Below are 23,965 nucleotides of genomic sequence, written 5' to 3' on the forward strand. Positions count from 1 at the left end.
TCTCATCGAAGCGCTGCTGACCGACACCGAGCTCGAGGCGGTACGACTACCCTGAACGACTTGCCGACGAGCCGCCCATCCCCGTCGAAGGCCGCTTCCGGGGCGTTGGAAGCGGCCTCCGGCATTGCTGGATGCCCGCCGCGACCCGGCGGGTCTTGTACCCCGACGTACGGGGGAGTCAGCGGCGCGAGTAGGTGAGGCGCCGCAGTGCGGCCTCGGCCGGTCCTCTTCGCCCACCGGGCGCCAGCAGCGCGGCGAGCACCACGGTGGCCAGCCAGGTCACCACGGCGATGCCGGACGCCGCGGCGTCGCCCACACGCGTGCCGAGCCCTCCGATGTACGGTGTGAACACCGCTACGAAGATCACCGACTGGAGGAGGTAGCAGGTCAGCGACCATTGACCGCACGCGGCCAGAGCCCTGACGACCGGGCCGGAACGGTCGCGCCGCATCCGGCCGGTGGCGAGTCCGATGATGGCCGCGTACGCGAGCCCGCCGGCGATGCCGGTCACGCTGTGCAGTGCGTACGCCGACACGGCCACCATGTCAGATGGCGTCCAGACGCGGGTGTCGACCAGCATCAGCGGCACTGCGCCGACGACGGCCAGCCCGGTGCCCAGGACGGCGACCCGGGAGAGCAGGTCCCGGTGCGAGATGGGGTCTTCCAGCAGGCGGCGCCTCGCCGCCCAGATCCCGAGCAGGAAGGCCGGCACCACGCTGGCGGCGAAGTATGTGGGCGTCATCCCGGACCATCCGATGAGCCGCATCACGGTCGCCTCGATCGGGTCCGCCATGGCGGCGGGCGTGTCGCCCTTGGGCGCGGAGATGGTGAGCAGCCCGAAACCGAACAGGATCACGACGTGCAGCACCAGGCCTACGCTGGCGGCCCGTAGCACGACCTTGTCCTCGCGCCGGATGAACCCGACGAGCACGAGCCCGACCAGCCCGTACGCCCCGAGGATGTCACCGAAGAACAGCAGCAGCGCGTGGCAGAACCCGAACGCCAGCAGCCACAGGCTCCGCCGGCGCAGCACCTTGCGCACTTGTGGCCAGCTCCTGCCCGTGGCGAGCTGCCGGTTGGCGAGCTGCACCAGGCCGTAGCCGAACAGGGCGGCGAACATGGGCAGCGCACGTCCGTCCACCAGCAGGATCTGCGTCCCGGCGACCAGCCGGTCCAGGGGGCCGCCGTCGAGCGCGTAGCCGCGGAAGCCCGCCTCGTGGCCTGACAGGTACATGTGCGAGTGCGCCAACGCGATGAGCAGCAGCATCAGCCCACGTGCGAGATCGGGCGCGAGCGCGCGCTGGGTGATCGGGGTGGCCCCGTGAACGGGAGCCGGTGGGGCGATGGACATGGTTGTCCTCTTGAAATTAGATACAGAGGTGTAGCTAATGTTTGAGAGTAAGATACACCCGTGCAGCTAAGCAAGGGGGAGCGATGGGCGATCACAACGCCCGGATGCGCCGGCGCGGAGAAGAACTGCTGAAGGCCATCCACGACGCCGTGTTGGAAGAGGTGGTGGAGGTCGGTGCGGGGCGGCTGACCATGGACGGCATCGCCCGGCGCGCGGCCACGCCCCGCACGACCCTGTACCGCCGCTGGTCGGACCCGCTGGAGGTGCTCCTCGACGCGCTCTACCACCAGCACCCGGTCGAGGAGCCGACGGCGGGGGCCGACGACCTGCGCGGTGACCTCATCCGCGCCCTGCGCCTCATGGTGGACTGGGCCCTCAGCCCGGCGGGCCGCGCTGTCGCGGCCATCCTCACCGACCCGAAAAGCGCCGCACTGATGTCCGAGGCCCTGTTCGAGCGGGTCTTCGCCAACCGGGGCGGCACGTTCACCCGCACCGTGCTGCAGCACTACGCCGACCGGGGCCACTTCCCGGCTGAGCTCCTCACCCCGGTTGTGGCCGACATCGGCGAGGCCCTCGTCACCAAGCGTCTGATCGACGCCGGGGTACCGCCCAGCGACGAGGACCTCGCGGCGATAGTCGACCAGGCGATCCTGCCCGCGATCGGGAGTCCGACCGGCAGTCGGTCCGGCCCCGGTAGAGGAGCGCGTTGACGATCTTCCGCATCTCGTGGCCGGCCGCGTGACAACAGGCGCGGACGATCACGAACGTCGACGGACGTGTCCGCACCCGTTGGCGCAGGTCACGTACCAGATGCCACCTGCGGAAAACTCCCGCACCTGCCACACCAGCAGAAACAGCCCTCTCGCCAGCGGAAACGCGGTGAGGGGCTGTTCTCGCATGCCCGGCCGTCTACGGCTGTCGCCGGGCGTCCACGGGGGGCTGTGCCGAATACGTGCCCAAGTTCTCAGGGCTTGGCGGCGTCCCGGACGAGGCGTCGAAGTCCTTGACCTGCTCGACCTTGCCGACGACGAAGCAGCCGCGCGGGGAGGCTCTGGTGGAAGCTGATCGGGATGGGGCCTCAGATGGCCGTTGCTGAGGCTCCTTTGAAGCGAGACGGCTATGTGTGCGCTCGTCCACTTGTCCGGCTGAGACGAGGTTGGTTTCTTCAACGCGTCCGCACGAGTGGGTAGGAGATGCGGCGAGCGGGGGCCAGTATCCGGCGACGTACCTCAGCTGCTCGGTGACAGCGAAGGCCCAAGCCCGCGCCGGTGCTGTCGTTGAGCTCCACGATCACCGCGCGGTTACCGTAGATCGCGTGCTTCGACGGCTGATAGGTCCACACGGTGGTGATCGGCCGGTCGCCGTCGACGCCTGTGATGTCGGCCCGATCGTAATAGTCGATGAGCTCGTCGACGGACAACTCCGTGTTCAGTGTCAACCGAACACGGTGGTCGCAGTGGTTGCCGTTGCCACGAAGCGCCATGGAGCCTTCCGCGTGACCATCGACCATATAGGTCTTGGGCGGCAGGGGATGGCTCTCGAATCGATCGATCAGAGCGTCGAGCTTCGCGTCGTTGACCCACATTCGCAGCTCGTGAAGATCAGCTGGCAAGGCCACGCCCATCACCAGGATCACGGCCCCGGCGGCGTCATGCACGCTGGCCGGCACCCCCATGACGGGCTTGGAAGAGGCGAGTGGCTCGGCCTCTTCCTTGGTGGGGTCGCGCGCGGTCAGTCGCTCGGTGACGTGATCGGAGCACAGGTGCTTGACCGCCCGGAGGTGATGGCGCACCCCGCGTACCGGCGGTTCGGGCTTGTCGACGTCGGTGCCCGATGCGCCCTCCAGCGGGAACCACAGGGTCTCCACCGCAGACAGCCGACCCCCTGTCTGGCCACCCGCCGACGCGAGATCACCGGGGTCCTGTCCTCAATGCCGAGAAGACGGGCGATGTGGCGAGGAGCCGGAAAAGGGCGACGTCGGTGACCATACGGAAGAACTTCTCAGCCCCATCCCACGCGTATATTCCACCGAGGCATCTAGGGTCTCGACATGTAGCGACGCATCCCCTTGGGAACCAGCAGCCGGGGGGGCGGAATGCACGGGAGCGCTTTCGAACCGATCGAGACCCCAGTCGAAGTACGGGACCACGAAGACGGCAGAGAAATCCTCAAAGATCGCGACGTAGCAGGACTTTTCAACTCGTTGCGAAGTACGCCGACGCCGGCCAAGTGGACATCGGCATGCGTCTTTTCAAGCAGGATGCCAGGAATACGACGACGTCGTTGACGAGAGTTGCCCTGTTGCGCGTGCCGGACCACGATCATTCGCGTGGGCTTCTACGAGTACTGCCGGGCCGCGGATCGTGAGACGGCGATCATCCAGTCGGAGCATGCTCGTGTGATCGCCGACCCTAAGCACAGCCCGAGATCAGACCGATTCGCCAGCAGGTGGTCTGGAAGCTCTCCAGAAGCCACCGCTAGATGTAGAGGTGACCTCCGGTCAACTCAGCGATCCGTATCGCTGCTCGCAGGTGGTCAACTCGATCGAGCAGATCGATGAGCAGAGGTACGCGAAATCTTCGATGTCCAATATGGTAAATGATGGTTTCGTCATCGGGGACGGTGTCGATCCAGTGCTTGACGAGCGCTTGCAGTTCAGCCGAGAGCGCGGCCAATTCCTCATGCCGGACCGTAAGGTCTTCGCCAGGTAGGAGGGAGAGGAGAGGAAGTCCGAGCAACTGCGCCGGCTTGACCCAGTAGTGGTTGATCGACCTGTGGCTCCCCAGGGCCGCCTCGTAGAGTTCCTGGCCTTCCCCTGGCTCGTCGGCAGGACCGTACACGCAGACGTCATACGACACGGTCCGACGCTATCGCGAATGGTGAACCGGACCTTTTCGGAGGGTGGACGGACAGAGCAGCCACACATACGGGATATGCGCGGGATGATTTTCGTTGGCCGCACGCCTGATGAGAATCAATCTGCAGGTCAGAAATAGTATCGGCGCCGAGAACGCGGCGCTCTTGAAAACCGCTACCGCCGGCTGTGTCCTCCCGGAGGAGGCCCTGGAGCGGGGCAAGCCGTAGGCAGGGGGAACCGGCTCCCGGCGGCCGAATCGGAGCTCGAACGGTCGGTGAGCCCTGATCACGAGTCGACGTCTGGAGCCTGAAGGCTCCCCGTGCGGCAGGCTGGACGCGGTCATGTGCTCGGTCAGACAGCCCCTGTTCAGGCTTTGCGGGCGAGCAGGTGAACTTCCTGGAACTGCCGTCGGTCGGTGGGCTGAGGCTCGCGAACCATCCGGGCCACCTCGGACAACCCGGACTCGCGCAGCATCGCGGCGAGGTGATCAGGCCACCACCGGTAGGCCGGCGCGACGGTGTGATCGAAGACCTGCGTCGGGTGAGACGGACCATCGCTTGCCGAGAAGCCGACCAGAAGGTGGCCGCCAGGTGCCAGCACACGATGGAACTCGGCCAGGATGACGGGGATCTCCTGCGGCGGAGTGTGGATGATGGACCACCGTGAGAGTACGCCGCCCAGCACGCCGTCAGCGATGTTCAACGCGGTCATCGAGCCCACGTCGAACCGCAGGCCCGGATAGGCCTGCCGAGCCAACTCGATCATCGCGGGAGAGGCGTCGACACCAAACGCCGCCAGCCCCAGCTCGTCCAGATGAGCGGTGACATGGCCAGGCCCACACCCCAGGTCCGCGACCTGACCGTCCCCGTTCGCACTCACGACCTCGGCGAAGGCACCCAGGATCGCGCGGTCCAGGGGACTGTCACGCAGCGTGTCGCGGAACAGCTGCGCATAGGTGAGGGCAACAGCGTCGTAAGCCTCGCGGGTGGTACTGAGGACATCGTGTTCGACCATGCTCGCGACAATAGTTCCCGGCCCCGAGGCGAGCGGGAGGATCACGATCTTCCCTCCCGCCCGTTCGCCCGGGCTGTCGCCGGTTCGGAGAAGTCACGTGAGGCAAGTGAGGCGAGGGCGTACTCGCCTCACCAGTGTTCAGGGGGCTTCAGGCATGTCAGCACGGCAGCTGACAGCCTGGGAAACGCTCGAAACCCTGGGCCTCCCGACCCAGGGCACCCCGGCTCAAAGCATCCACGGAGAAGATCAACAACTGATGCGGAGAATTCGCCGGGACGCGGTCAGGTGGCGTCATCCAGCTGTTCGGCCAGCCGCTCCAGGCCACCTTTGATGAGCTTCCCGTACTCGTCGTCGCCCAGTGCGCCGATCCCGGCTCGCGCCTGCTGGAGGTGCTCGCGGGCGCGGCCGAGGTCGCCCAGCTTGCGATAGCAGTCGCTCAGATTGAGGTGCAACGACGGATACAGGCCGGCCACTGAAAGCGGCACCCCGGCCTGCGCCACCTGCTCGTCGGTGACCAGATCGGCGGCGGTGAGCGCCCGCAGATCCCACATCAGCTCCTGGTGCACGTCGTCCTGCACGTCGGCCATCGAATGGGCAAGGACGCAAACATGCAGTGGTTCGCCTTGCTCGCCGCCGATGTCGTCCCAGATCTGCGCGAACAAGTCGCGAGCGGCTTCACGCTGACCTCGGTGGTGATGTAACTCCACTCCCTGGCCGATCCGGGCCATCGTCGGGTCGGCGGTCATTGGCGGCTCCTTCACCGTCGCGGGCGATCGCGGTCAGCGTACTTGCTTACGTGACTCGAGGATCTTCAAGCTTCGGGCCATCCAGTTCGCTTGACAACCCCACACCAGCGGAAACGCGGTATGGCGGCTCTTCTCGTATTTTCGGCTGTTCATGGTCGTCAACGGCGCTCTACGGTTGCTCGCGTCGTACGCGCGTCGTCGTTGGAGCAAGGTCGTCCGTCCCCGAGCCCCCTGAACGGCTTGGTAGTGCTGTGAGCCGCTTCTTCGCAGGTTGCGCGAGATCGGTGTACGTCTTTGCGGGCAAGCTCTCAAGAATTCGAAGTGCTCAGCGCCGTCGCTGCCACCACGGCCATTCAGGCGAAGCATGCGGGTTCGGGAACGTTCGAGCGACGAAGCGTCTGTCGATGGGGAGGACCAAGGCGTACAGGCAGGGCTTGGCCCAGCGCGGCAGTGCGATGAGTGCCTGTTCGAGTCGCCGGCGTGGCCCGTCTCCACAACATTCGGGGCACATGCACGTAGGCGCGATCCGGTCGGCGGTGCCGGGCACTACCGCCTGCGTCCAGGCCAGCAATGCCGCAGCCACCTCACCTGGCCACATGCGAGTGTGTTCCAGTGTGATCACCGCGGCCATGGCTCGGCGTCCGAGGCCGGGGACATGATGGATCGAGGTTCTGTGGGTTCCGCACACCGGTCCTCGTGCGCGGACCGCGGAAGGGCGCCTACGCGGCATGGCCCTTTCTGGTCGACGTCATGGAATTCATGATCGCACGCTGAGAAGCCGCCTTCCGGATTCGATCCACTGGATCACCGCTCTCACGACCGCGTGATGGCCGTTCAGGGTGGGCAGGACGAGGGTGAGATATGAGCCCGGACAAGGTGCGACCGGCCGCCGGACGGCACGCATCATCGAGATCACGCCGCTCGTGACGATGAGTTCCTGGTCGCGGTCCAGCCCCGTTCAACTCCGTTCCGCAGGGGCCGGCCGTGCCCGCCGGTCCAGGTGGAGCCGATCGGGACGGGCAAGATCAGAACTGCTGATGCGGTCTGGTGTACGCCATGATGTCGCCGCGCGGACGTTGGCCTAATGATCACCCGGTGATGGGTGGACGCCGTAAGTGGGTGCGATCGACGGTCCGGGGCTTTGGTGCCTCGGCACGAGCCCACTGGACATGGTGAATATGGAGGGAAACTGTGTAAAAAGTGTGAAGTTATCTGTCCGGGTGTGGCGTAGTTGCTCGTCGCTGCAGAAAACTTCACGCCGTGTCGACCGCATCCAGCGAGAAGAAGCCCCTGAGCCGTCCGGTGCTCAAGGTGGTGTCACTCGCATGGCTCACGCTGGTGGCGCTGGAGTACTTCTGGATTCCGGTGTTCAGGGTGTCCGAGCTGTTCGCCTGGCTTGCGATCATGGCGGTCTGGTTATGGGTGATCAGCCGGTCGGTCGCGGTGGTGGTGACCTGTCTGTTCCTCAAGGACTACGGCCGGTGTGTCGCCGTGCTGTTGCTTGCCCTCGGTGCCGGAGCGGTGGTCAGAACCGCCGACTGGGAGCCCCTGTATGCGGAGGGCCAGGTATGGCTGCACCGGGACGCGTTCGCCGAACTTGCCTCCGACTATGACAACCACCGCCCACTCACCGTGCCCGGGTGGATGGAATATCTGTCGATAGACGGTCGGGTACGGTCACAGGACGACGCGCTCTACCTGCCGGTGTTCGAGGATTGGCGGGCGGAGAGCGGCAGGGGCATCGCCTATGTCCCGGGTTCCGGTGGTCGAGGTGCGACGGTCCGCACGGCGAGCGGTGATCTCGGCAGTGCCACACGCGAGCTTGGAGATGGCTGGTGGTGGGTGGAGTAGGTGTCAGATCGACTTTCCGATCCGCGTGTCGGGTGGTCCGCCGAGTTTTAAGACACCGTCACCGCGCCAGTGCCCTGACGCGTTGCCGTACGGCTCACCGAGCAGGTGCGGGGGTGGGCTTCCCGAGCGGATCACCGCGAGGAGTAGGGGGCGGCTCGCGTGGGCGTCGGCAAGCCCGTTCCCGGCGGCGTCACGCGCGCCTAACGGCACCCCGTGACGGGCTTGTTCGGTGACGCTCTCGATCCAGGAACGAAGCCGATGGAGGACCTCACGCAGGTGGGCGTCATCCTGGCATCCGTCACGCTACGGCTTCGCCACTCCGAATTGCCGGACAGGCCTCCGCTCAGGACCCGGTGGTCTCGCGCGAGGCCCGCCGGACCGAGTGCGGCGCTCGCCAACGTGGACGGCACCAAAATAGACTTTCCGTGCCTTCTGCATAAAGGAGAAACATGGCGGCCGAGGACTGGGAATCGATCGACTCCGCCGACGAATTGCGGGAACTGCTCGGCACTCCCAAACCGGCCGTGATCGCCAAGGAGCGGAAGACCCTGCACGAGCTGGACCGGGCCTGGCTGGCCGCCTCGCCGTTCTGTCTCGTCGCGACCTCGGACACCGACGGCGCCTGTGACGTCTCACCCAAGGGTGACCCGCCCGGCTTCACCCTGGTCCTGGACGACTCGACGATCGCGATCCCCGAACGGCCGGGCAATCGCAGGGCGGACGGATTCCACAACATCCTGCGCAACCCGCACGTCGGCCTGATCTACTTCGTCCCCGGCCGCGGCGACACCCTGCGCGTCAACGGCAGGGCGCGCCTGGTGCGCGAGGCCCCCTTCTTCGACCGGATGGTGGTCAAGGGGCACCGGCCGCGGCTCGCGATCGTGGTCGAGATCGAGCAGATCTTCCACCACTGCGCCAAGGCGTTCCTCCGCTCGGAGCTGTGGCGCCCGGAGAGCTGGAACCCGCAGGCCCTGCCCTCGCGGGCACGCATCGCCCAGGCGCTGGAACGGCCGGAGGACCCGATCGAGGAGCTGGAGCGCTACTACGGCCCCTCCTACGCGGAGGGGATGTACGGCTGAGCGGGCGGGCTCGGCCTGGGACGGCGGCGGGACGTGCCCGCACCGCCACCGGCGTCGGCGCCCGCATCGCCCAGCGCGTCCCGGCCCTGACCGCCGCCGTCCGGCACAACCGCCACACCGGCCGGCCCATCACCCGATCGCTGATTGCCCGCGGCCACCGACTAGGCGTGCCAGAGGGCGGCAAGCCGCCGGGTGGCGAGCCGGGACGGTACGGCGCGCAGCAACGCGTCGCGAAGCCACGCGGCGACGCCGGTCTGGGAGGTCAGCCGCGACTGCCGGGACGCCGCCCGCATCATGCGGTTGGCGCTGGGCCTGCGCTCGGCGTCGTAGCGCAGGAGCCGCTGGGCGACGTCTGCCGGCTCTGCGCCGGTCAGGTGGCGGGTCAGTGCGGCCGCGTCTTCGAAGGCCTGGCTGGCGCCCTGGCCGAGGTCGGGTGGCATGGCGTGCGCGGCGTCGCCGAGGAGCGCGATCCTGCCGACCGTGAACGAGGGCAGGGGTTCGGCCAGGCGAGCGATCGGGTCGACGTAGACGTCGGCGGGCGGGGTGGCCTCGATCAGTGCCGTGACGAGGGGGTGCCAGTCGGCCATCAGGGACAGCATCTGTCGGCGTGCCTCGTCCGCGCCGGGCGGCGTGCCGTGCAGGACGGAGTCGGTGAACCAGTACAGGCGATGCTCGCCGACGGGGAACAGGCCGAACATCGCCCCGCTGCGGCGGTCGACCAGCTGGCTGGCGAGCAGGTCTGTCACCAGGCCGGGAGGGCGGGGCAGCATACCGCGCAGGTCCATCCGGCCGGTCCGCCGTAGCCCGGGGTGGCGGGGAATGAGCTGTTCGCGCAGCTTGCTGCCGATGCCGTCGGCCGCGATCACGGCGTCCGCTCTCGCGACGGGGGTGCCGTCGCTGATCACGGTCACCCCGGTGGGGTCGGGCTCCAGGCGCTCGACCGGGGTCGCGGTTCGCACCAGGCCGGCGGGCAGCGGGGCGCGTAGCGCCCGGTGCAGTTCCGCCCGGTCGATGATGGCGGGCGTTCCGACCTCCTGCTGCGCCTGGACCGCATCGGTGACCAGCAGCGGGCGCCCGCGCCAGTCCCGCAATCCCGCGCGGGCGGCGGGCATGACGTGCCCGCGAACGTCTTCGGCCAGCCCCAGCGCGCCCAGCGCGCGGAGCCCGTTGGGCATGACCACGATCCCGGTGCCCGCCTCCCGGAGCTCGGCGCCCCGTTCGAAGAGCGTCACCTCGTGGCCCAGGCGATGCAGCCCCGCCGCGGCCGTCACTCCCCCGAGCCCGGCACCGACCACCACGATCCTCATGGGACCTCCTCGTCGATTCACTACGAAAGTACTAGTACGGATATTGGTATAGCGTGACCGCATGCCGCCCACCAATCCGGCCCGTCGCCGAGCCCTGGCCGACACCGCCATCGAGCTACTGGCGTCGTCGGGCGTGCACGGACTGACCCACCGCGCGGTGGAGAAGGAAGCCGACCTTCCGCCGGGAACGGCCTCGAACTACTTCCGCAGCCGGGAAGCGCTGCTGGTGGCCGCCGCGGAGCGCATCGCCGAGCTGCATCACGCCGACACCGACCGGGCCACCGGGCAGCCCGCGACACTGGTCGACCTGCTGACGGAATCGCTGCTCACGGCGGCGACCACACTGCGCAACCGCTATCTGGCAATCTTCGAACTCCAGCTGGAGGCCGTGCGCCGGCCGCCGCTCGCCTCGGCGCTCGCGGGCCTGCGGGACACGTCGGTGCAGATCACCGCCGGGCACCACGACGAACTCGGCCTCGCCATCCCGCGCGAGAAGATCCCCGCCCTGATCGCGCTCTACGGGGGTGCGCTGTTCACACTGGTCACCGCGCCCCCGGGGAGCGTCGGCAGAGACGTCGTCCAGAGCATGGTTCAGGTCATCGTGTACGGCTGTGCCCTACACGAAGAAAATCCTGAATCGGTACGGCAGGGCCGCCACACCTAGCGCGGCTTCCGGACCCCGGCCCGTCATGAGCAGCCCTCCGGCGCCACCTCGTCGACGATCCCTTCGGTACGGCACAGCGGGCCTTTCCCGAGGTGGCGCCCTGAAGGACGCCTCCGAGGTGTCCGGAATTCTCACCGCGTCGCCATGGTTTCCGTCTACTGCCGACGCCGTTGAGAAGCGGTTGGGAAGTCGTTGGAAAGAGAGGAAATGATGTCCGCATCGCTGGAGTTCGCGATCGACACGTTCGGGGACGTCACCGTCGACGCGGACGGAAACCGGCTGTCGTACGCGCAGGTGATCCGTAACGTCGTCGAGGAGGCCGTGCTCGCCGACAGCGTGGGGATCGACGCGATCGGCATCGGGGAGCACCACCGGGACGACTTCGCCGTCTCGGCGCCGGAGATCGTGCTGGCGACGATCTCCGGCCGTACCGAACGCATCCGCCTCGGCACCGCGGTGACCGTGCTCAGCTCGGACGACCCGGTGCGCGTGTTCGAGAGGTTCGCCACCCTGGACGCGGTGTCCCAGGGCCGCGCGGAGATCATTCTCGGCCGTGGCTCGTTCACGGAGTCGTTCCCGCTGTTCGGTTTCGACCTGGCGCAGTACGAGGAGCTGTTCGAGGAGAAACTCGACCTGATCTCCCATCTCCTGGGGGAGGGCCCGGTCACCTGGCAGGGCCGTCTCCGTCCGGGGCTGAAGGACCAGCACGTGTATCCGAAGACGGAGTCCGGCCGGCTGCGCACCTGGATCGGCGTCGGCGGCAGTCCCGAGTCCGTGGTGCGCGCGGCGCGCTACCGGATGCCGCTCATGCTCGCGATCATCGGCGGTCCGCCGGAGCGTTTCGCGCCGTACGTCGATCTCTACCACCGAGCTCTCGACCAGTTCGGGTTTGCGCGGTTGCCGGTCGGCGTGCACTCGCCGGGTCACATCGCCGAGACCGACGGCCAGGCCCGCGACGAGCTCTGGCCGCACTATCGAGCGATGCACGACCGCATCGGCCGCGAGCGCGGCTGGGGCCCCACGACCCGCGGCCGCTTCGAGTCGGAGGCCGACGAGGGCTCGCTCTACGTCGGATCGCCCGAGACGGTGGCCACGAAGATCGCGAAAACCGTCGGTGCGCTCGGCGTCGACCGCTTCGAGCTCAAGTACAGCTCCGGGACGCTCGCGCACGAGAAGCTGATGAACACGATCCGCCTCTACGGAGAGGAGGTCGTGCCGCGGGTGAGGGAGCTGCTGGCCCAGACCCCGGCCGCGGCGCCGGCCGGATGATCGGAACGGGGAGAAAGGCGGCGACGAGGTCGCCGACCGTGATCAGGTGAGCCCCTCCCGCGCGTACGCGGCCGCCGCGTCGAGGAGGGGCGAGAGGGCGTCGCGGAGGTCTTCGATCCGGCGGTGGTGGAAGGCGGTCATCCTCGCTCCGGTGGGCCCGGCGTGGCGAGCCGGGCGGCACGGGTGGTGAGGTAGTGGCGCTCCGGAGCGCTCGTCGTGCGGCTCGCCGCCGCGCGGTAGTCGTCGACGGCCGCCCGCAGGTCACCGGCCATCTCCAGGAGGTGGGCCCGGGCCGTGTAGAAGCGGTGGTGGCCCGCCAGCCGGCCGTCGGCGTCGAGCGCCTTGAGCATGTCGAGGCCGGTCGCGGGGCCGTGCGCCATGGCGGCGGCGACGGCGCGGTTGAGCGAGACCATGGGGTTGTCGGACATGCGTTCCAGCAGGCCGTACAGCGCCAGGATCTGCGGCCAGTCGGTCTCCCCGGCCGTCGCCGCCTCGTCGTGGACCGCGGCTATCGCCGCCTGGAGCTGGTAGGGGCCGACCGAGCCCCTGGCCAGGGTGCCGGTGATGAGCGCGATCCCCTCGGCGACGGCCTCGCCGTTCCACAGGCTTCTGTCCTGGTCCGCCAGCGGGATCGGGGTGCCGTTCGCGTCGGTACGGGCCGGGCGCCGGGCGTCGGTGAGCAGCATCAGCGCGAGGAGCCCGGCCACCTCGCAGTCGTCGGGGAGCAGGCCGTGGGCCATCCTGGCCAGCCGGATCGCCTCGCGGGCCAGCTCCACGCGCTGCAGGTCGGGACCGGCGCTGCTGGCGTAGCCCTCGTTGAAGATGAGGTAGAGCACGTGCAGCACCGAGCCGAGCCGTCGTGCCCGTTCCGGGGGAGCCGGCATGCGGAACGGGACACCGGACGCCTTGATGCGCTGCTTGGCCCGGCTGATCCGCTGCGCCATGGTCGGCTCGGGCACCAGGAAGGCCCTGGCGATCTCGGCCGTCGTCAGGCCGCCCACGGACCGCAGGGTGAGGGCGATCGCCGACGCCGGGGTGAGCGCGGGGTGGCAGCACAGGAACAGCGTGGTGAGCGTGTCGTCCCGGTCCGTCTCGTACGCGTCGTCCGCCGGCGGCGCCGTCCGCCGATCGGGGGGCGCCTGGGTGGCCACCAGTTCCTCCCGGCGGCGCCGTGCCTGCTCGTTGCGGAGCTGCTCGGTCATCCGGCGGTACGCGACATGGATGAGCCATCCGCGCGGGTTGGCGGGGACGCCCTCCTCCGGCCACTGGGCCGCGGCGTCGATCAGTGCCTCCTGGACCGCGTCCTCGGCGGCGGCGAAGTCTCCGAAGCGCCGGGTGAGCACGCCGACGACCTGCGGCACCAGCCGGCGCAGCAGGTCGTCGGCGGCCGGGCTATCCAGCGGTCACAGCTCCTCGGACGGGGCGACCGACATCACCTGGCGCAGCTCGATCGGCATGTTCAGCGGCTTGCCGCCGGGGCCGGGCGCCGCCGAGACGTGCGCGGCGAGATCGACCGCCCGCTCCGGGCTGTCGCAGTCGATGATCCAGTAGCCGACCAGGAACTCCTTCGTCTCGGGGAACGGGCCATCCGTGACGACGGCGGCACCACCCTCACCGGCCCGTACGATCTTGACCTGGTCCGGAGCCGCCAGCCCTTGGGCGTCCACGAACTCCCCGGCGTCGACGAGCTTCCTGTTCGTGTCGTGCATGAACTGGATGTGAGCCTGGACGTCCTCGACGGGCCAGGTGTCGATCGGCGGCAACTCGTCCTGCGTCTGCCCGCTGAACTGCATCAACATCATGTACTTCATGTCTTCGCTCCTCATGTTCGAGCGCCCTCGTCGACGCCCTCACCCACAGGTAGAAGCAGGCGACCGCGTTCTCGACATTCTGCCGGGCATCCGGCGAAAAACATCCGGTCATGGAGCCGGAACGCGAAGTGCCAGGATGGCCATGTCGTCGGTCATGCGTCCTCGGCTGTGGGCGATCGTGGCGTCCCCGATCCGCCGCACGATGTCACCGGCGTCGAGATCACGGCACTCCGCCAGCAGGGTGATCAGGCGTTCGTCGCCGAACAGGTCCTGCTGTCTCGGCGGATGCGCCTCGGTGACGCCGTCGCTGTACAGCACCAGCGTGTCTCCGGGCCTCAGATCGAAACGGATGTTCCCGAGCCTCGTCTCCTCCATGATGCCCAGCACGACGCCGGGTGTTCTCAGGGACTCCACGCTTCCGTCGGCCCGTCGCAGCAGGGCGGAGGGGTGCCCGGCCGTGGACAGCATTCCCGTGAAACCGTCCCCGTCCGGGCGGAAGATCGCGCACACCACCGTCAGGAACCGCCCGTCCCTGATCCGCTGTGCCAGCAGAGCCCGGTTCAGCTGCTCCAGCACCCTGCTGGGCGAGATGTGGCGGGGCGCGTCGGCCCGCAGCGTGTAGCGGGCCAGGGCGGTGATCTGCGCGGCCTCCACCCCGTGCCCGCACACGTCGCCCAGGACCGCGCACCAGCGCGAACCGCTCGCCAGGAACAGGTCGTAGAAGTCACCGGTGACGTCCACCTCGCCCGTGGCGGGGATGTAGGTGGCGGCGGCCTGCAGGCCGGGAACCGTCGGCATCATCGGCGGCAGCAGGCTGTCCTGGAGGGTCCGGACCAGTCTCTCGGACACCTTTCCCGCGGCCTTCAGCTCCATCACGTGCCGCTCGGACCGGGCCAGCGCGTCCCGGAGCCGGATCTCGCCCGACACGGCGCGCGCCAGGATGGCCAGCGTCTGCGCGTCGGTGTCGGACCACGCGCGCGACACCGAGTCCACCACGCAGAGCCCGCCCAGGACCTCGCCGTCCGGGCCGTGGATGGGATATCCGGCCCAGCCGCCGATCCCCAGCCGCTCCACCGCCGGCAGATCGCGCACGCGGGGGTCGGTGGCGGCGTCGCCCACGAGCAACGGCTCGTTCGTCGCGACCAGGATGTGACAGGGGCTGTCGGCCACCGCGTTCTGCCGCTCGGACATGGACGGCTCGCCCATTCCGATCGCGCTCTTCCAGAACGACCGCCGGTCGTCGACCAGGGTCACGAACGCCCGCCGCGTTCCGGTCACCCGCGCGGCCAGACGTGCGAGGTCGTCGAACGACGGTTCGGGTTCGGAGTCGAGCAGGCCGGTGGCCCACACCGCCGACAGGCGTTTGGGATCGAACACCGCCGCCGGGATCTCAACGCCCATGTGCGCGACTGCCTTCTTCCGGGTACGTCATCCACGATCACGCCGCTCATACCCGGAGCCACCGGAATCAGCCGGGGCAGACGATTGTGCCTCACAAAGCAGTACAAACCACTACAGATCAAACTCTAGGCCAGCGTCCCTGAGACAGCGATCCCCGCCCCGTCCCGAGCCACACGGTCTGTCCCGGGCCACGTGACTCCGCCGGGACGCACGGTCCCGACGTGAATCACGCGGTCGCGCCGTGGACGCTCATGGCCGCGGCACGGATCGCAGGGCTCCGCCGGGGGCGCTCACCGTCGCGGTGTGGCGGGCCGGGCGTGATCACAGGCCCATCTCGCGGGTCAGCAGCAGGTGCGCCTGTTCGATGTCCTCGGAGGTGTAGCCGGGAACGCTCCGGTCAAGCTGCTGGAGAAGAGCCATCAGGGCCTGTTTCTGTGCCATGTGCTGGACGGGAAGCTGGTCGAGATCCACGCTCAGGAGCCAGTCGAACAGCACCACCGCGTCGGCGGTCCACAGGCTCAGCGCGGTCATGTCCGAGGCCGCCATCCTCAGGCCGGGCGTTCCGCTCATGCGAGCAACTTACCCCTATGCATATATGCGAAATAACCAACTTTGTCATCCGGATGCAGCGATCTTATGGCGCGGCCGAAACAGGGGTCGGCCAGTGGTCGAAAACAGTCGAAAATCGATGGGAAGGGATGAAGAATGCCATTCACGTGCCGGTGCGGGACGGTCGGTGGCCGGGCCGTCCCCGTGGATCGAGGATGGGGCGGCCGGGGCACTGCCGGGGCGCTGCCGGGGCACTGCCGGGGCGCTGCCGGTGGGGGACGAGGCACGCGTGGCCGGGGCGCGTGACGGGGGTCCGGAGGGCACCCTCACCCGTCGAGCGCGGCCCACAGGGTGTCGAACTCCTCGGAGGTCAGGGCGTTCAGGCCGAAGTCGCCGGGGTAGATCGGGCCCTCGGCCAGGAAGCCGTGCTCGTCCTCGATGTGCCGCCACGAGTATCTGCGGGCGAGGCCGTCCGAACCCAGTTCGGCGTGCCTCACGGGCCAGTACTCCCCGCCGCTGTCGAGGACGGTCTCGAACAACCACACGTGGCCGTCGCCGTCCACTCCGTGCCAGTACAGGTGCGGCCGGTCGCTCTCGTCGAGCGCCCGGATCGTGTCCCTGCGACGATCCTGCAGCATCATGCTCCTTGGTGTTCGGCAAAAGGCTCGGTGTTCCTCAAAAGGCATGCTGTCGCCAAAAAAGGCTAAAAGGCGCACAACCTGCCTTTTGCTGTGGTGCGTGTTCTCGGTACCGCTCCAGGCGGAGATCGACGGCCGTACGGGGACCTGGGCGCCTCCCGGTGGCGGACTGCGGCGGCCAGGCTCGCGCGGCGGGCGGGCGCGTGGTCTCCGCCGATCGTTTCATCGATGACCTGTGGTGCGGGCGACCGCCGCCCGGGCCGTCGGCCGCCCTTCCGGCCTACGTGGCCACCCCTCGGCGGGTACCCGGCTCCGGACGTCCGCCGCGCCGCCGGTCGGCGACGGGCCGGTGTTTCCCGGCGGTCGGGAGGAGCGGCCGTCCCTCCCGATCCTGGGCGGGGCCGGTCGCGGGGTCCGGTGTGAGGGACGGCGGGAAGAGGCCCGGCGCGGGGGGACGGCGTGGGTGCTTCGAGGGGGGACGTGTGGTGGTCCGGGTGGACCTCAATTGATTTCGCATCCCGCTGCGGAGCCGTGTATGGTTACACCTGTCCGCAAGCGAGAGCGACACGGACAGGCCCCTTTAGCTCAGTCGGCAGAGCGTCTCCATGGTAAGGAGAAGGTCTACGGTTCGATTCCGTAAAGGGGCTCGACAGCCTAAAGGCCCTAACCTCCTGGTTAGGGCTTTCGGCTTGGTTGGCCTTGAAGACAGGTAAAGGCGGGCCAGAAAGTACTCAAGGTTCCTGACGCGCGAGCGGGCATACTGGGGCGACCCAGAAGAGATCGCCCTGACCTGCACAAGTACGCAGGCACTCTGCGGGTCGGGTATCCTTGCGGGGTCGGTCGATTTCGTCGGCCTCAAGGCGGAGTAGCTCAGCCAGGCAGAGCAAACGGCTCATAATCGTTGTGTCGCCGGTTCAAGTCCGGCCTCCGCTACTACCCATCCGGGGCTTCTCCCACCAGAGAGGTCCTGCCGTGGGTTGTCCACTGTCCAGAACGTAGAAAGGCACTCCCAAGTGGCTGCCACCGACGTTAGGCCGAAGATCACGCTGGCCTGCCAGGAGTGCAAGCACCGCAACTACATCACGCGGAAGAACCGGCGCAACGACCCGGATCGGCTTGAGCTGAAGAAGTACTGCCCGAACTGCAAGACGCATCAGGCGCACCGCGAGACTCGTTAGTCTGCGCGAAGCCTTCCGCCGCGGCGGGGGATGAGTGCTTCGGCACGCACATACTCCACGAAAACCGGCGTCCTCAGACGAGGCGCCGGTTTGTCGTATCTATACAGTTTTCTGGCACGAGCGTTGACCACGGAAGAGATCCGGCGCGAGAACGGGCCGGGCTACGGTTTCCTGGTGGCTCGCCTACCGGTGAACCGCTTTCCGGTAGCTCGCCGCCCGATGTCCCACCCGAGGACACATACTGGAATCTTGTTCTGTTAATGTCTCGTCCGACCCGCCGGTGTCGGCCCCACCGGTTCGATATCCGCAAAGGAGCACGATGGCTCTGAACCGTGACTTCGTCGGGCGGGCGTCCGCGCCCTCCTTGCCGTACGAGGTCAGTCGCGTGAAGATCAAAGAGTTCGCGACGGCGATCGGCGACAACAACCCGATCTACCGGGACAGGGAGGCCGCCCAGGCTGCGGGGCACCCCGACGTGATCGCGCCGCCGACCTTCCCCATCGTGTTCAGCCTGGCCGGAGGGTCGATCCTGACCGACCCCGAGCTCGGTCTGAACCTCGCCATGGTGGTCCACGGCGAGCAGCGCTTCGAGTACCGGCGGCCGATCCACGCCGGGGACGAGCTGGTCAGTGTCTCCACCGTGACCGACATCCGCAGCATCGGCCGCAACGAGCTGATCACCGTCAGGAGCGACGTCAGCACCGTCGACGGCGAGTTCGTGTGCACGACCTACAACACCATCGTCGAGCGTGGAGGGGCGGGCTGACATGGCCGCGACGGTCAAGTACGACGAGGTCGAGACGGGCCAGCAGATCCCGCCCGCCGAATACGCGGTACGCCGCGCGAACCTGGTGATGTACGCCGGGGCCTCGGGTGACTTCAATCCCATCCACTGGAACGAGCGCTTCGCCAAGACCGTCGGGCTTCCCGACGTCATCGCGCACGGCATGTTCACCATGGCGCAGGGCGGCCGGTTCGTCACCGACTGGGTGGGCGACCCCGGCGCGGTCGTCGACTACGGGGTGCGGTTCTCCTCCATGGTGGTCGTCCCCGACGACGACCAGGGCGCCGTCATCACGGTGAGCGGGATCGTCGAGGAGAAGCTCGAGGACAAGCGCGTGGTGGTCGCCCTGACCGCCAGGTCCAACGACTCCCGGGTCCTGTCCAAGGCCCGCGCGGTGGTCCAGCTGTCGTAGGCGCCCTGTCGCGGGCGCCGCCGGTGCCCAACCGGCTCCGGCCCGGAGCCGGTTCGGGGTGCGGTGGGGCGGGAGGGGTTCACCCGGGCGGCCCGCGCCGGTTCGCGGGTACGGCCCGCGGCGGGGTCGGGGCGTGGTTCGCCGGTAGGGCTCGCAGCGGATCAGGGTGCGGTTCGCCGGCCTGGTCGTGGTTCGCGGCATGCTCGTGGGCCGGGGCCGAATCTTCTCCCCGTCCGGGGGTAGCTCCCCAGCATGAGCGAAGTACCTCCTAACGTGACCGGCCTGGCCGAGCGGCGGGCCAAGGCACGAGCCGAGCACGATCATGCCGCCTCCGACGCGCTCCGTGACGAGATCAGAACCGAGGGCTGGCTCGTCCGGGACACCGCGGACGGCTTCGAGCTCATCCCCTCCCCCTCCTTCGACGTGTGGCCCACGGTGAGTTCCCTGCCCGAGGGGGGTTCCCCGGGAGCGTCCACGGCCCCCGGGCGGGTGAGCGCCACGAGCGGGGACGCCGGGGACGCGGGGGACACCGCCACCGGACGGGACGACTCGGCCGACCCCGGGCGGGTCGCCGAGGCGGCGGATCCCGGACGCCACCCGGGACGGCTCGGTGGCCTGGACGCCGAGCGGGTCGCCGAGACCGAGGCGGCGCCCCAGCAGACGCCCGAGGGTTCGGAGCTGGTCGGCCGGGCCGACGATCTCGACGGCCATCCCGAGCGGATGGTCTCCTCCCAGCTGCTGTGGGACGGCAGCCTGTCGGTCTCCCGGCTCGACGAGACCATCGTTCCCCCGGCCGGCGTCGAGGAACCGAAGGCCGCGCGGCCGACGGTGACCGTCGCGCTGCTGGTCGACGGCCGCCCCGACGAGCTGCGCGAGTGCGTACGCGCCCTGGTCGCCCGTACGGAGGCGAGGATCCTCGCCCTCGACCTGGGAGACGTGGACGGCGCGGGAGCGGTCCTGCAGGAGCTGGTGGAGGAGTTCCCCCGCCGGGTGGAGGCCTGGCACGTGGCCGAGACGCCGCACTGGCAGGGCGGCTCCGCGGGGTGGGGCGAGAGCCGCGACAGGTTGCTGCGCCTCGACACCTCGGACGTGCACGTCGTCATGGACACCTCCGTGGTCCTGGACGGCGACGCCGTCACCCCGCTGGTCAAGGCGCTGGACGACGATGTGACCGCGGCCGGGTGGAAGGGGATGAATCCCCGCGAGGACGGCAAGGAATGGCTGGAGGCCGAGCCCGGCGAGGTCCGGGGGTTGCTCGGGCACCTGTTCGCGGTCAGGCGCGACACCGCGCTCGCCGCGGGCGGCTTCCCCGCCGACGCCCGCTACTACCGCAACGCCGACCTGGAGTTCTCGCTCAGGCTGCCCGGCACTCTCGTCGCCCTGGGGAAGGATCTCCCGGTCCACCAGGAGAGGCACCGCCGCGACGACGGCGTGGACCCCGAATACCGCGACGGGGAGTCCCGGCGAACCTACGACCGGGTGCTGAAGCTGCTGCGCTCCCCGTAGGCTGGTCGCGGATTTCGGCCGGGTCGCGGGTGGGGAAAAGCGCATGACGGAGCGGGTGGCGGGGGTGCGGCTGGCGCCGTACACGACGTTGGGGCTGGGGGGACCGGCCGGGGCGTTCGTGGAGGCGGGGTCGTCCGAGGAGATCGTCGAGCTGGTGGCGGCGGCCGACCGGGCGGGCGAGCCGGTGCTCGTGCTGGGGGGCGGCAGCAATCTGGTCGTCTCCGACGAGGGCTTCGACGGCCTGGTCGTGCGCGTCGCCTCCCGGGGCGTCGAGGTCGAGGGGGACCTGGTCACCGCGCAGGCGGGCGAGGACTGGGACGCCCTGGTCGAGCGCGCGGTGAACGAGGGCCGGTCGGGCGTGGAGTGCCTGTCCGGCATCCCCGGGCTGGTCGGGTCCACGCCGATCCAGAACGTCGGCGCCTACGGGCAGGACGTCTCCCAGACGATCACCGCCGTCCGGGCCTACGACCGCCGGACCGCTGAGGTGCGGGACCTGGCCGCGCGGGAGTGCGGATTCGCCTACCGGCACAGCGCGTTCAAGGACGACCTGGGACGGTACGTCGTGCTCGCGGTCACCTACGAGCTGGCCGGGGACGCCCTGTCCGGCCCGGTCGCCTACCGGGAGCTGGCCTCCCGGCTGGGGGTCGGCCTGGGCGACCGGGTGCCGCTCGCGGAGGCCCGGGCGGCGGTGCTGGAGCTGCGCGCGGGCAAGGGCATGGTCCTGGACGCCGCCGACCCGGACACCCGCAGCGCGGGGTCGTTCTTCACCAACCCGGTCCTGACCGCCGTGCAGGCCGCCGAGCTGGAGCTGCGGGCACCGGGGTTTCCCCGCTGGGACATGCCGGAGGGGGCCGTCAAGGTCCCGGCGGCGTGGTTGATCGAGAACGCCGGGTTCCCGAAGGGCTACCGGCGCGGCCCGGCCCGCATTTCCACCAAGCACACCCTTGCCATGACAAATCCGGAAATGGTGGCTTCGACGGAGGAGCTCCTCGACCTCGCCCGCGAGGTCAGGGACGGTGTCCTGGAGAAGTTCGGCGTCACCCTGGTCAACGAGCCCGTGATGGTCGGCACCCGGCTCTGAGGCTCTCGGGGTTCCGAGGTCTTTCGAAATTCTCCCGAGGCTCCCCGAAAGCCCTCCGGGGTTCCTCGCCTTGACGTCCTCCGAGGTCCTCCGGCGTCCTCCGAGATCCTCCGAGGACCTAGGAGGATCTCGGCGGTCCTCTGAGGCGAGAATGGGCATCCGATTTCTGCTGATATGGTCTGATGGAAAGACCCGAAGGGGAGTAGTCCCAATCGCGTGATCGACATGCTGGCGCCTGAGGCGCCCGGTCGCGCGGGCCTCGGATCCGGCCGGTTCGGCTCGGCTCCGTGGCGGACGAGACCTTCGGCCTGGCAGGCATTGATGGATGCCGCCGGGCCGAAGACGTGCCCGAGACTCCCCGGGTTCCGCCCTTCCGCCCGGCTGCGTATGCGGGAAGGGCACCCTCGTTGGAAGCGTTCTGGATCAGTCTCGCCGTGATCTTCGTCGCCGAACTCGGCGACAAGAGCCAGCTCATGGCGATGACCTTCGCCACCCGGTTCAAACCGTGGCCGGTCCTCGCCGGAATCACCCTGGCCACCGCGGTGGTTCACCTGTTCAGCGTCGCCCTGGGCGGGCTGGTCGGCGATTTCCTCCCCACCACGGCGATCACGATCATCGCCGGCATCGCCTTCCTGGGCTTCGCGCTGTGGACGCTGCGCGGGGACGAGCTGACCGAGGAGGAGTCGCGAAAGGCGCGGCGCACCACCCGGTCGGCGATCATCGCCGTGACCGTCGCCTTCTTCCTCGCCGAACTGGGTGACAAGACGATGCTCGCGACCATCACACTCGCCACCCAGTACGGCTGGTTCGGTACCTGGGTCGGCTCGACGGTGGGCATGGTCGCCGCCGACGCCCTGGCCATCGTGGTCGGCCGGATGCTCGGCAAGCACCTGCCGGAGAGAATCATCCGCTACGGTGCCGCCGCGGCCTTCGCCGTCTTCGGTGTGATCCTGCTGCTCGAACCACTGTTCGTCTGATCGGTACGGCGATGTCAGGCACGGGGCGGCGACCGTGTCCCGCTTGGCGAGTACGCCGGCCTGGGCACGTACCGGCCGGCGGCCGACGTGCCCGCTCAGCCAGGCGGCCGAGCGGGCCGGGGTGTCACCAGGCGACCGGGAAGGTCGTCAGGCCGTACACGACATTGAACGAACGGAACTCCGGTTCCCCGGCCTCGTGCAACCCGGGGAACCGGTCGAACAAGGCGGGGAAGGCGATCTGCATCTCCATCCGGGCCAGTGGCGCGCCGATGCAGTGGTGCGCGCCGTAACCGAAGGCGACATGGGGCATGTCGGGCCGCTGGATGTCGAAGCGGTCGGGGTCCTCGGCCAGCGCCGGGTCGCGGTTGGCGGCGGGGAGCGAGACCACCACCACGTCGCCCTTCGCGATCGGCACGCCCGCGATCTCGGTGTCGGCCGAGGCGACCTTGGTGGCGCCCTGGTGGATGATCGTCAGCCAGCGCAGCAGCTCCTCGACCATGCCCTTGACCCTGTCCGGGGCGGCACGCACCAGGTCGAGCTGGTCCGGGTGGCGCAGCAGGGCCAGCGTGCCCAGGCCGATCATGCTGGCCGTCGTCTCGTGGCCCGCCACCAGCAGCAGGCCGCCGATGCCGGCCAGCTCGTCGTCCGATATCCCCTCGCCGTGCTCGCGGATGAGCATGCCGAGCAGGTCCTCGCCCGGTTCGACCCGGGCCCGGCCGACCAGTTCGGCCATGTACATGGAGGCCTCCATCTGGGCCTTCCCGCGTGCCTCCGGTGGCTGGTTGAAGTCGAGGATCGACCGGGTGCGCGCCTGGAAGGCCTCCCTGTCCTCGTAGGGCACGCCCAGCAGTTCGCAGATGACCAGCGACGGGATCGGTGTGGCGAACTCGGAGATCAGGTCGGCCGGGGCACCGGTGCGTTCCATCGCGTCCAGGTGGTCGGCGACGATCTCGCGGATGCGGGGCTCCAGGCGGCGGATGCGGCGCATCGTGAACTCGGGGGTCAGCATGCGGCGCAAGCGGGTGTGGTCGGGGGGATCCATCAGGAGCAGCGCGCCGGCGCGTAACCGCCTGGCCTGCTCCTCGCTCATGGGCGGCAGGGTGATGCCGCTGGCGTAGCTGAACAGCTCGGCGTTCCTGAGCACTTCACGCACGTCGTCATACCGGGTGACCAGCCAGGCTTCGCGGCCGTAGGGCGTCGGCACCCGTTGCAGGCCCGGCTGCTCGCGGACGGCGGCCAGTTCGGGATCGGGATCGAACTCCCGGCGGCGCATATGGAGGGGCAACATGATCGTCTCCTGGGGGAAATCGGTTACCCCAGCAAGATCCCGTCCTGACCCGCCCTGTGCAACCCCTCGCCGGTCACGGCTTCCGGCTTCCTTCGGGACGACCGTTGGCGCCAGTGGTCGTGACACCGCCGCTCGCGCCGTCCCGAAGGAGGCCGGTCCCCGATACGGGCGGCGCCCGGCCGTACCGTCGTCCGGTGATCGC

23 protein-coding genes, 2 tRNA genes and 1 pseudogene are annotated in these 23,965 nt (G+C 68.9%); 14 read left to right on the forward strand and 12 right to left on the reverse strand.

Annotated elements, in window-relative coordinates; genetic code table 11:
• Nucleotides 1-178 precede the first annotated feature (178 nt).
• Nucleotides 179-1,351: a DUF418 domain-containing protein gene (locus ACTOQ3_RS07165; RefSeq protein ID WP_440082616.1), complete on the reverse strand. Its 1,173-nt coding sequence runs from the start codon at nucleotides 1,349-1,351 to the stop codon at nucleotides 179-181.
• Between the two features lie 83 nt (nucleotides 1,352-1,434).
• Here ACTOQ3_RS07165 and ACTOQ3_RS07170 point away from each other — a divergent pair, with 83 nt between their 5' ends.
• Complete coding sequence (locus tag ACTOQ3_RS07170) at nucleotides 1,435-2,061, forward strand: TetR/AcrR family transcriptional regulator (RefSeq protein ID WP_440082617.1); 627 nt, start codon at nucleotides 1,435-1,437, stop codon at nucleotides 2,059-2,061.
• Between the two features lie 455 nt (nucleotides 2,062-2,516).
• On the opposite strand, the gene ACTOQ3_RS07175 is transcribed toward ACTOQ3_RS07170, so the two are convergent.
• From ACTOQ3_RS07175 to ACTOQ3_RS07190, 4 genes are all read right to left on the reverse strand, one after another.
• Nucleotides 2,517-3,218 (reverse strand): hypothetical protein, encoded by a 702-nt coding sequence (locus ACTOQ3_RS07175; protein ID WP_440082618.1) that lies wholly within the window; start codon nucleotides 3,216-3,218, stop codon nucleotides 2,517-2,519.
• Between the two features lie 610 nt (nucleotides 3,219-3,828).
• A complete protein-coding gene (locus tag ACTOQ3_RS07180; RefSeq protein ID WP_440082619.1) occupies nucleotides 3,829-4,209 on the reverse strand; it encodes a hypothetical protein in 381 nt (126 codons plus the stop codon).
• 365 nt (nucleotides 4,210-4,574) lie between these two features.
• Complete coding sequence (locus tag ACTOQ3_RS07185; protein ID WP_440082620.1) at nucleotides 4,575-5,222, reverse strand: class I SAM-dependent methyltransferase; 648 nt, start codon at nucleotides 5,220-5,222, stop codon at nucleotides 4,575-4,577.
• 281 nt (nucleotides 5,223-5,503) lie between these two features.
• On the reverse strand, nucleotides 5,504-5,968 hold the full coding sequence (locus tag ACTOQ3_RS07190; RefSeq protein WP_440082621.1) for a hypothetical protein: 465 nt from the start codon (nucleotides 5,966-5,968) through the stop codon (nucleotides 5,504-5,506).
• A gap of 1,260 nt (nucleotides 5,969-7,228) precedes the next feature.
• Here ACTOQ3_RS07190 and ACTOQ3_RS07195 point away from each other — a divergent pair.
• The 3 genes and pseudogenes from ACTOQ3_RS07195 to ACTOQ3_RS07205 form a co-directional block, all read left to right on the forward strand.
• Complete coding sequence (locus tag ACTOQ3_RS07195; RefSeq protein ID WP_440082622.1) at nucleotides 7,229-7,819, forward strand: hypothetical protein; 591 nt, start codon at nucleotides 7,229-7,231, stop codon at nucleotides 7,817-7,819.
• 449 nt (nucleotides 7,820-8,268) lie between these two features.
• On the forward strand, nucleotides 8,269-8,898 hold the full coding sequence (locus ACTOQ3_RS07200; RefSeq protein WP_440082623.1) for a pyridoxamine 5'-phosphate oxidase family protein: 630 nt from the start codon (nucleotides 8,269-8,271) through the stop codon (nucleotides 8,896-8,898).
• A gap of 38 nt (nucleotides 8,899-8,936) precedes the next feature.
• A pseudogene (locus ACTOQ3_RS07205) lies at nucleotides 8,937-9,056 on the forward strand (IS982 family transposase); the annotation flags it as partial.
• A gap of 3 nt (nucleotides 9,057-9,059) precedes the next feature.
• Here the strand turns inward: ACTOQ3_RS07205 and ACTOQ3_RS07210 are convergent.
• Complete coding sequence (locus tag ACTOQ3_RS07210; RefSeq protein ID WP_440082624.1) at nucleotides 9,060-10,205, reverse strand: FAD-dependent monooxygenase; 1,146 nt, start codon at nucleotides 10,203-10,205, stop codon at nucleotides 9,060-9,062.
• Between the two features lie 61 nt (nucleotides 10,206-10,266).
• On the opposite strand from ACTOQ3_RS07210, the gene ACTOQ3_RS07215 reads away from it, so the two are divergent.
• Together ACTOQ3_RS07215 and ACTOQ3_RS07220 are read left to right on the forward strand one after the other, a co-directional pair.
• Nucleotides 10,267-10,869 carry a TetR/AcrR family transcriptional regulator gene (locus tag ACTOQ3_RS07215; RefSeq protein WP_440082625.1) on the forward strand — a complete coding sequence of 201 codons (603 nt, stop codon included), beginning with the start codon at nucleotides 10,267-10,269 and terminating at the stop codon, nucleotides 10,867-10,869.
• A gap of 207 nt (nucleotides 10,870-11,076) precedes the next feature.
• Nucleotides 11,077-12,138: an LLM class flavin-dependent oxidoreductase gene (locus ACTOQ3_RS07220; RefSeq protein WP_440082626.1), complete on the forward strand. Its 1,062-nt coding sequence runs from the start codon at nucleotides 11,077-11,079 to the stop codon at nucleotides 12,136-12,138.
• A 137-nt stretch (nucleotides 12,139-12,275) separates the two neighbouring features.
• Here the strand turns inward: ACTOQ3_RS07220 and ACTOQ3_RS07225 are convergent, their stop codons facing one another.
• The 5 genes from ACTOQ3_RS07225 to ACTOQ3_RS07245 form a co-directional block, all read right to left on the reverse strand.
• A complete protein-coding gene (locus ACTOQ3_RS07225; protein WP_440082900.1) occupies nucleotides 12,276-13,538 on the reverse strand; it encodes an RNA polymerase sigma factor in 1,263 nt (420 codons plus the stop codon).
• 3 nt (nucleotides 13,539-13,541) lie between these two features.
• Nucleotides 13,542-13,949 (reverse strand): YciI family protein, encoded by a 408-nt coding sequence (locus ACTOQ3_RS07230; RefSeq protein ID WP_440082627.1) that lies wholly within the window; start codon nucleotides 13,947-13,949, stop codon nucleotides 13,542-13,544.
• A gap of 108 nt (nucleotides 13,950-14,057) precedes the next feature.
• Complete coding sequence (locus ACTOQ3_RS07235; protein WP_440082628.1) at nucleotides 14,058-15,350, reverse strand: PP2C family protein-serine/threonine phosphatase; 1,293 nt, start codon at nucleotides 15,348-15,350, stop codon at nucleotides 14,058-14,060.
• A gap of 321 nt (nucleotides 15,351-15,671) precedes the next feature.
• Nucleotides 15,672-15,920 carry a hypothetical protein gene (locus ACTOQ3_RS07240; RefSeq protein WP_440070545.1) on the reverse strand — a complete coding sequence of 83 codons (249 nt, stop codon included), beginning with the start codon at nucleotides 15,918-15,920 and terminating at the stop codon, nucleotides 15,672-15,674.
• Nucleotides 15,921-16,225: 305 nt separating this feature from the next.
• Entirely contained in the window at nucleotides 16,226-16,540 is a 315-nt protein-coding gene (locus ACTOQ3_RS07245; protein ID WP_440082629.1) for a hypothetical protein, read from the reverse strand.
• 571 nt (nucleotides 16,541-17,111) lie between these two features.
• Between ACTOQ3_RS07245 and ACTOQ3_RS07250 the strand changes: the two genes are divergently transcribed.
• From ACTOQ3_RS07250 to ACTOQ3_RS07285, 8 genes are all read left to right on the forward strand, one after another.
• Nucleotides 17,112-17,184: transfer RNA gene (locus ACTOQ3_RS07250), tRNA-Thr, on the forward strand.
• A 212-nt stretch (nucleotides 17,185-17,396) separates the two neighbouring features.
• Nucleotides 17,397-17,470 (forward strand) — tRNA-Met (locus ACTOQ3_RS07255).
• A gap of 80 nt (nucleotides 17,471-17,550) precedes the next feature.
• Nucleotides 17,551-17,715 (forward strand): 50S ribosomal protein L33, encoded by a 165-nt coding sequence (rpmG, locus tag ACTOQ3_RS07260; protein ID WP_030921771.1) that lies wholly within the window; start codon nucleotides 17,551-17,553, stop codon nucleotides 17,713-17,715.
• A 319-nt stretch (nucleotides 17,716-18,034) separates the two neighbouring features.
• Complete coding sequence (locus ACTOQ3_RS07265) at nucleotides 18,035-18,481, forward strand: MaoC family dehydratase N-terminal domain-containing protein (RefSeq protein ID WP_440082630.1); 447 nt, start codon at nucleotides 18,035-18,037, stop codon at nucleotides 18,479-18,481.
• A gap of 1 nt (nucleotide 18,482) precedes the next feature.
• Entirely contained in the window at nucleotides 18,483-18,911 is a 429-nt protein-coding gene (locus ACTOQ3_RS07270) for a MaoC family dehydratase (RefSeq protein WP_440082631.1), read from the forward strand.
• Between the two features lie 252 nt (nucleotides 18,912-19,163).
• A complete protein-coding gene (locus ACTOQ3_RS07275) occupies nucleotides 19,164-20,417 on the forward strand; it encodes a CysS/YqeB C-terminal domain-containing protein (RefSeq protein ID WP_440082632.1) in 1,254 nt (417 codons plus the stop codon).
• Nucleotides 20,418-20,460: 43 nt separating this feature from the next.
• Nucleotides 20,461-21,498, forward strand: a complete 1,038-nt coding sequence (locus ACTOQ3_RS07280) for a UDP-N-acetylmuramate dehydrogenase (protein ID WP_440082633.1) — start codon at nucleotides 20,461-20,463, stop codon at nucleotides 21,496-21,498.
• 407 nt (nucleotides 21,499-21,905) lie between these two features.
• Entirely contained in the window at nucleotides 21,906-22,475 is a 570-nt protein-coding gene (locus tag ACTOQ3_RS07285) for a TMEM165/GDT1 family protein (RefSeq protein ID WP_440082634.1), read from the forward strand.
• Nucleotides 22,476-22,599: 124 nt separating this feature from the next.
• Here the strand turns inward: ACTOQ3_RS07285 and ACTOQ3_RS07290 are convergent, their stop codons facing one another.
• Entirely contained in the window at nucleotides 22,600-23,763 is a 1,164-nt protein-coding gene (locus ACTOQ3_RS07290; RefSeq protein ID WP_440082635.1) for a cytochrome P450, read from the reverse strand.
• Nucleotides 23,764-23,965 lie beyond the last annotated feature (202 nt).

This window comes from Streptosporangium sp. LJ11 (genome assembly GCF_051918945.1).
In the GTDB taxonomy this organism is placed as follows: Bacteria; Actinomycetota; Actinomycetes; order Streptosporangiales; family Streptosporangiaceae; genus Streptosporangium.

Excerpts from the sequence above, each read along its gene's own strand:
- ACTOQ3_RS07165 (WP_440082616.1), bottom strand. The coding sequence starts at position 1,351 with ATGTCCATCGCCCCACCGGCTCCCGTTCACGGGGCCACCCCGATCACC.
- ACTOQ3_RS07170 (WP_440082617.1), top strand. The coding sequence starts at position 1,435 with ATGGGCGATCACAACGCCCGGATGCGCCGGCGCGGAGAAGAACTGCTG.
- ACTOQ3_RS07185 (WP_440082620.1), bottom strand. The coding sequence starts at position 5,222 with ATGGTCGAACACGATGTCCTCAGTACCACCCGCGAGGCTTACGACGCT.
- ACTOQ3_RS07190 (WP_440082621.1), bottom strand. The coding sequence starts at position 5,968 with ATGACCGCCGACCCGACGATGGCCCGGATCGGCCAGGGAGTGGAGTTA.
- ACTOQ3_RS07200 (WP_440082623.1), top strand. The coding sequence starts at position 8,269 with ATGGCGGCCGAGGACTGGGAATCGATCGACTCCGCCGACGAATTGCGG.
- ACTOQ3_RS07210 (WP_440082624.1), bottom strand. The coding sequence starts at position 10,205 with ATGAGGATCGTGGTGGTCGGTGCCGGGCTCGGGGGAGTGACGGCCGCG.
- ACTOQ3_RS07215 (WP_440082625.1), top strand. The coding sequence starts at position 10,267 with ATGCCGCCCACCAATCCGGCCCGTCGCCGAGCCCTGGCCGACACCGCC.
- ACTOQ3_RS07220 (WP_440082626.1), top strand. The coding sequence starts at position 11,077 with ATGATGTCCGCATCGCTGGAGTTCGCGATCGACACGTTCGGGGACGTC.
- ACTOQ3_RS07230 (WP_440082627.1), bottom strand. The coding sequence starts at position 13,949 with ATGAAGTACATGATGTTGATGCAGTTCAGCGGGCAGACGCAGGACGAG.
- ACTOQ3_RS07235 (WP_440082628.1), bottom strand. The coding sequence starts at position 15,350 with ATGGGCGTTGAGATCCCGGCGGCGGTGTTCGATCCCAAACGCCTGTCG.
- ACTOQ3_RS07240 (WP_440070545.1), bottom strand. The coding sequence starts at position 15,920 with ATGAGCGGAACGCCCGGCCTGAGGATGGCGGCCTCGGACATGACCGCG.
- ACTOQ3_RS07245 (WP_440082629.1), bottom strand. The coding sequence starts at position 16,540 with ATGATGCTGCAGGATCGTCGCAGGGACACGATCCGGGCGCTCGACGAG.
- ACTOQ3_RS07265 (WP_440082630.1), top strand. The coding sequence starts at position 18,035 with ATGGCTCTGAACCGTGACTTCGTCGGGCGGGCGTCCGCGCCCTCCTTG.
- ACTOQ3_RS07270 (WP_440082631.1), top strand. The coding sequence starts at position 18,483 with ATGGCCGCGACGGTCAAGTACGACGAGGTCGAGACGGGCCAGCAGATC.
- ACTOQ3_RS07275 (WP_440082632.1), top strand. The coding sequence starts at position 19,164 with ATGAGCGAAGTACCTCCTAACGTGACCGGCCTGGCCGAGCGGCGGGCC.
- ACTOQ3_RS07280 (WP_440082633.1), top strand. The coding sequence starts at position 20,461 with ATGACGGAGCGGGTGGCGGGGGTGCGGCTGGCGCCGTACACGACGTTG.
- ACTOQ3_RS07290 (WP_440082635.1), bottom strand. The coding sequence starts at position 23,763 with ATGTTGCCCCTCCATATGCGCCGCCGGGAGTTCGATCCCGATCCCGAA.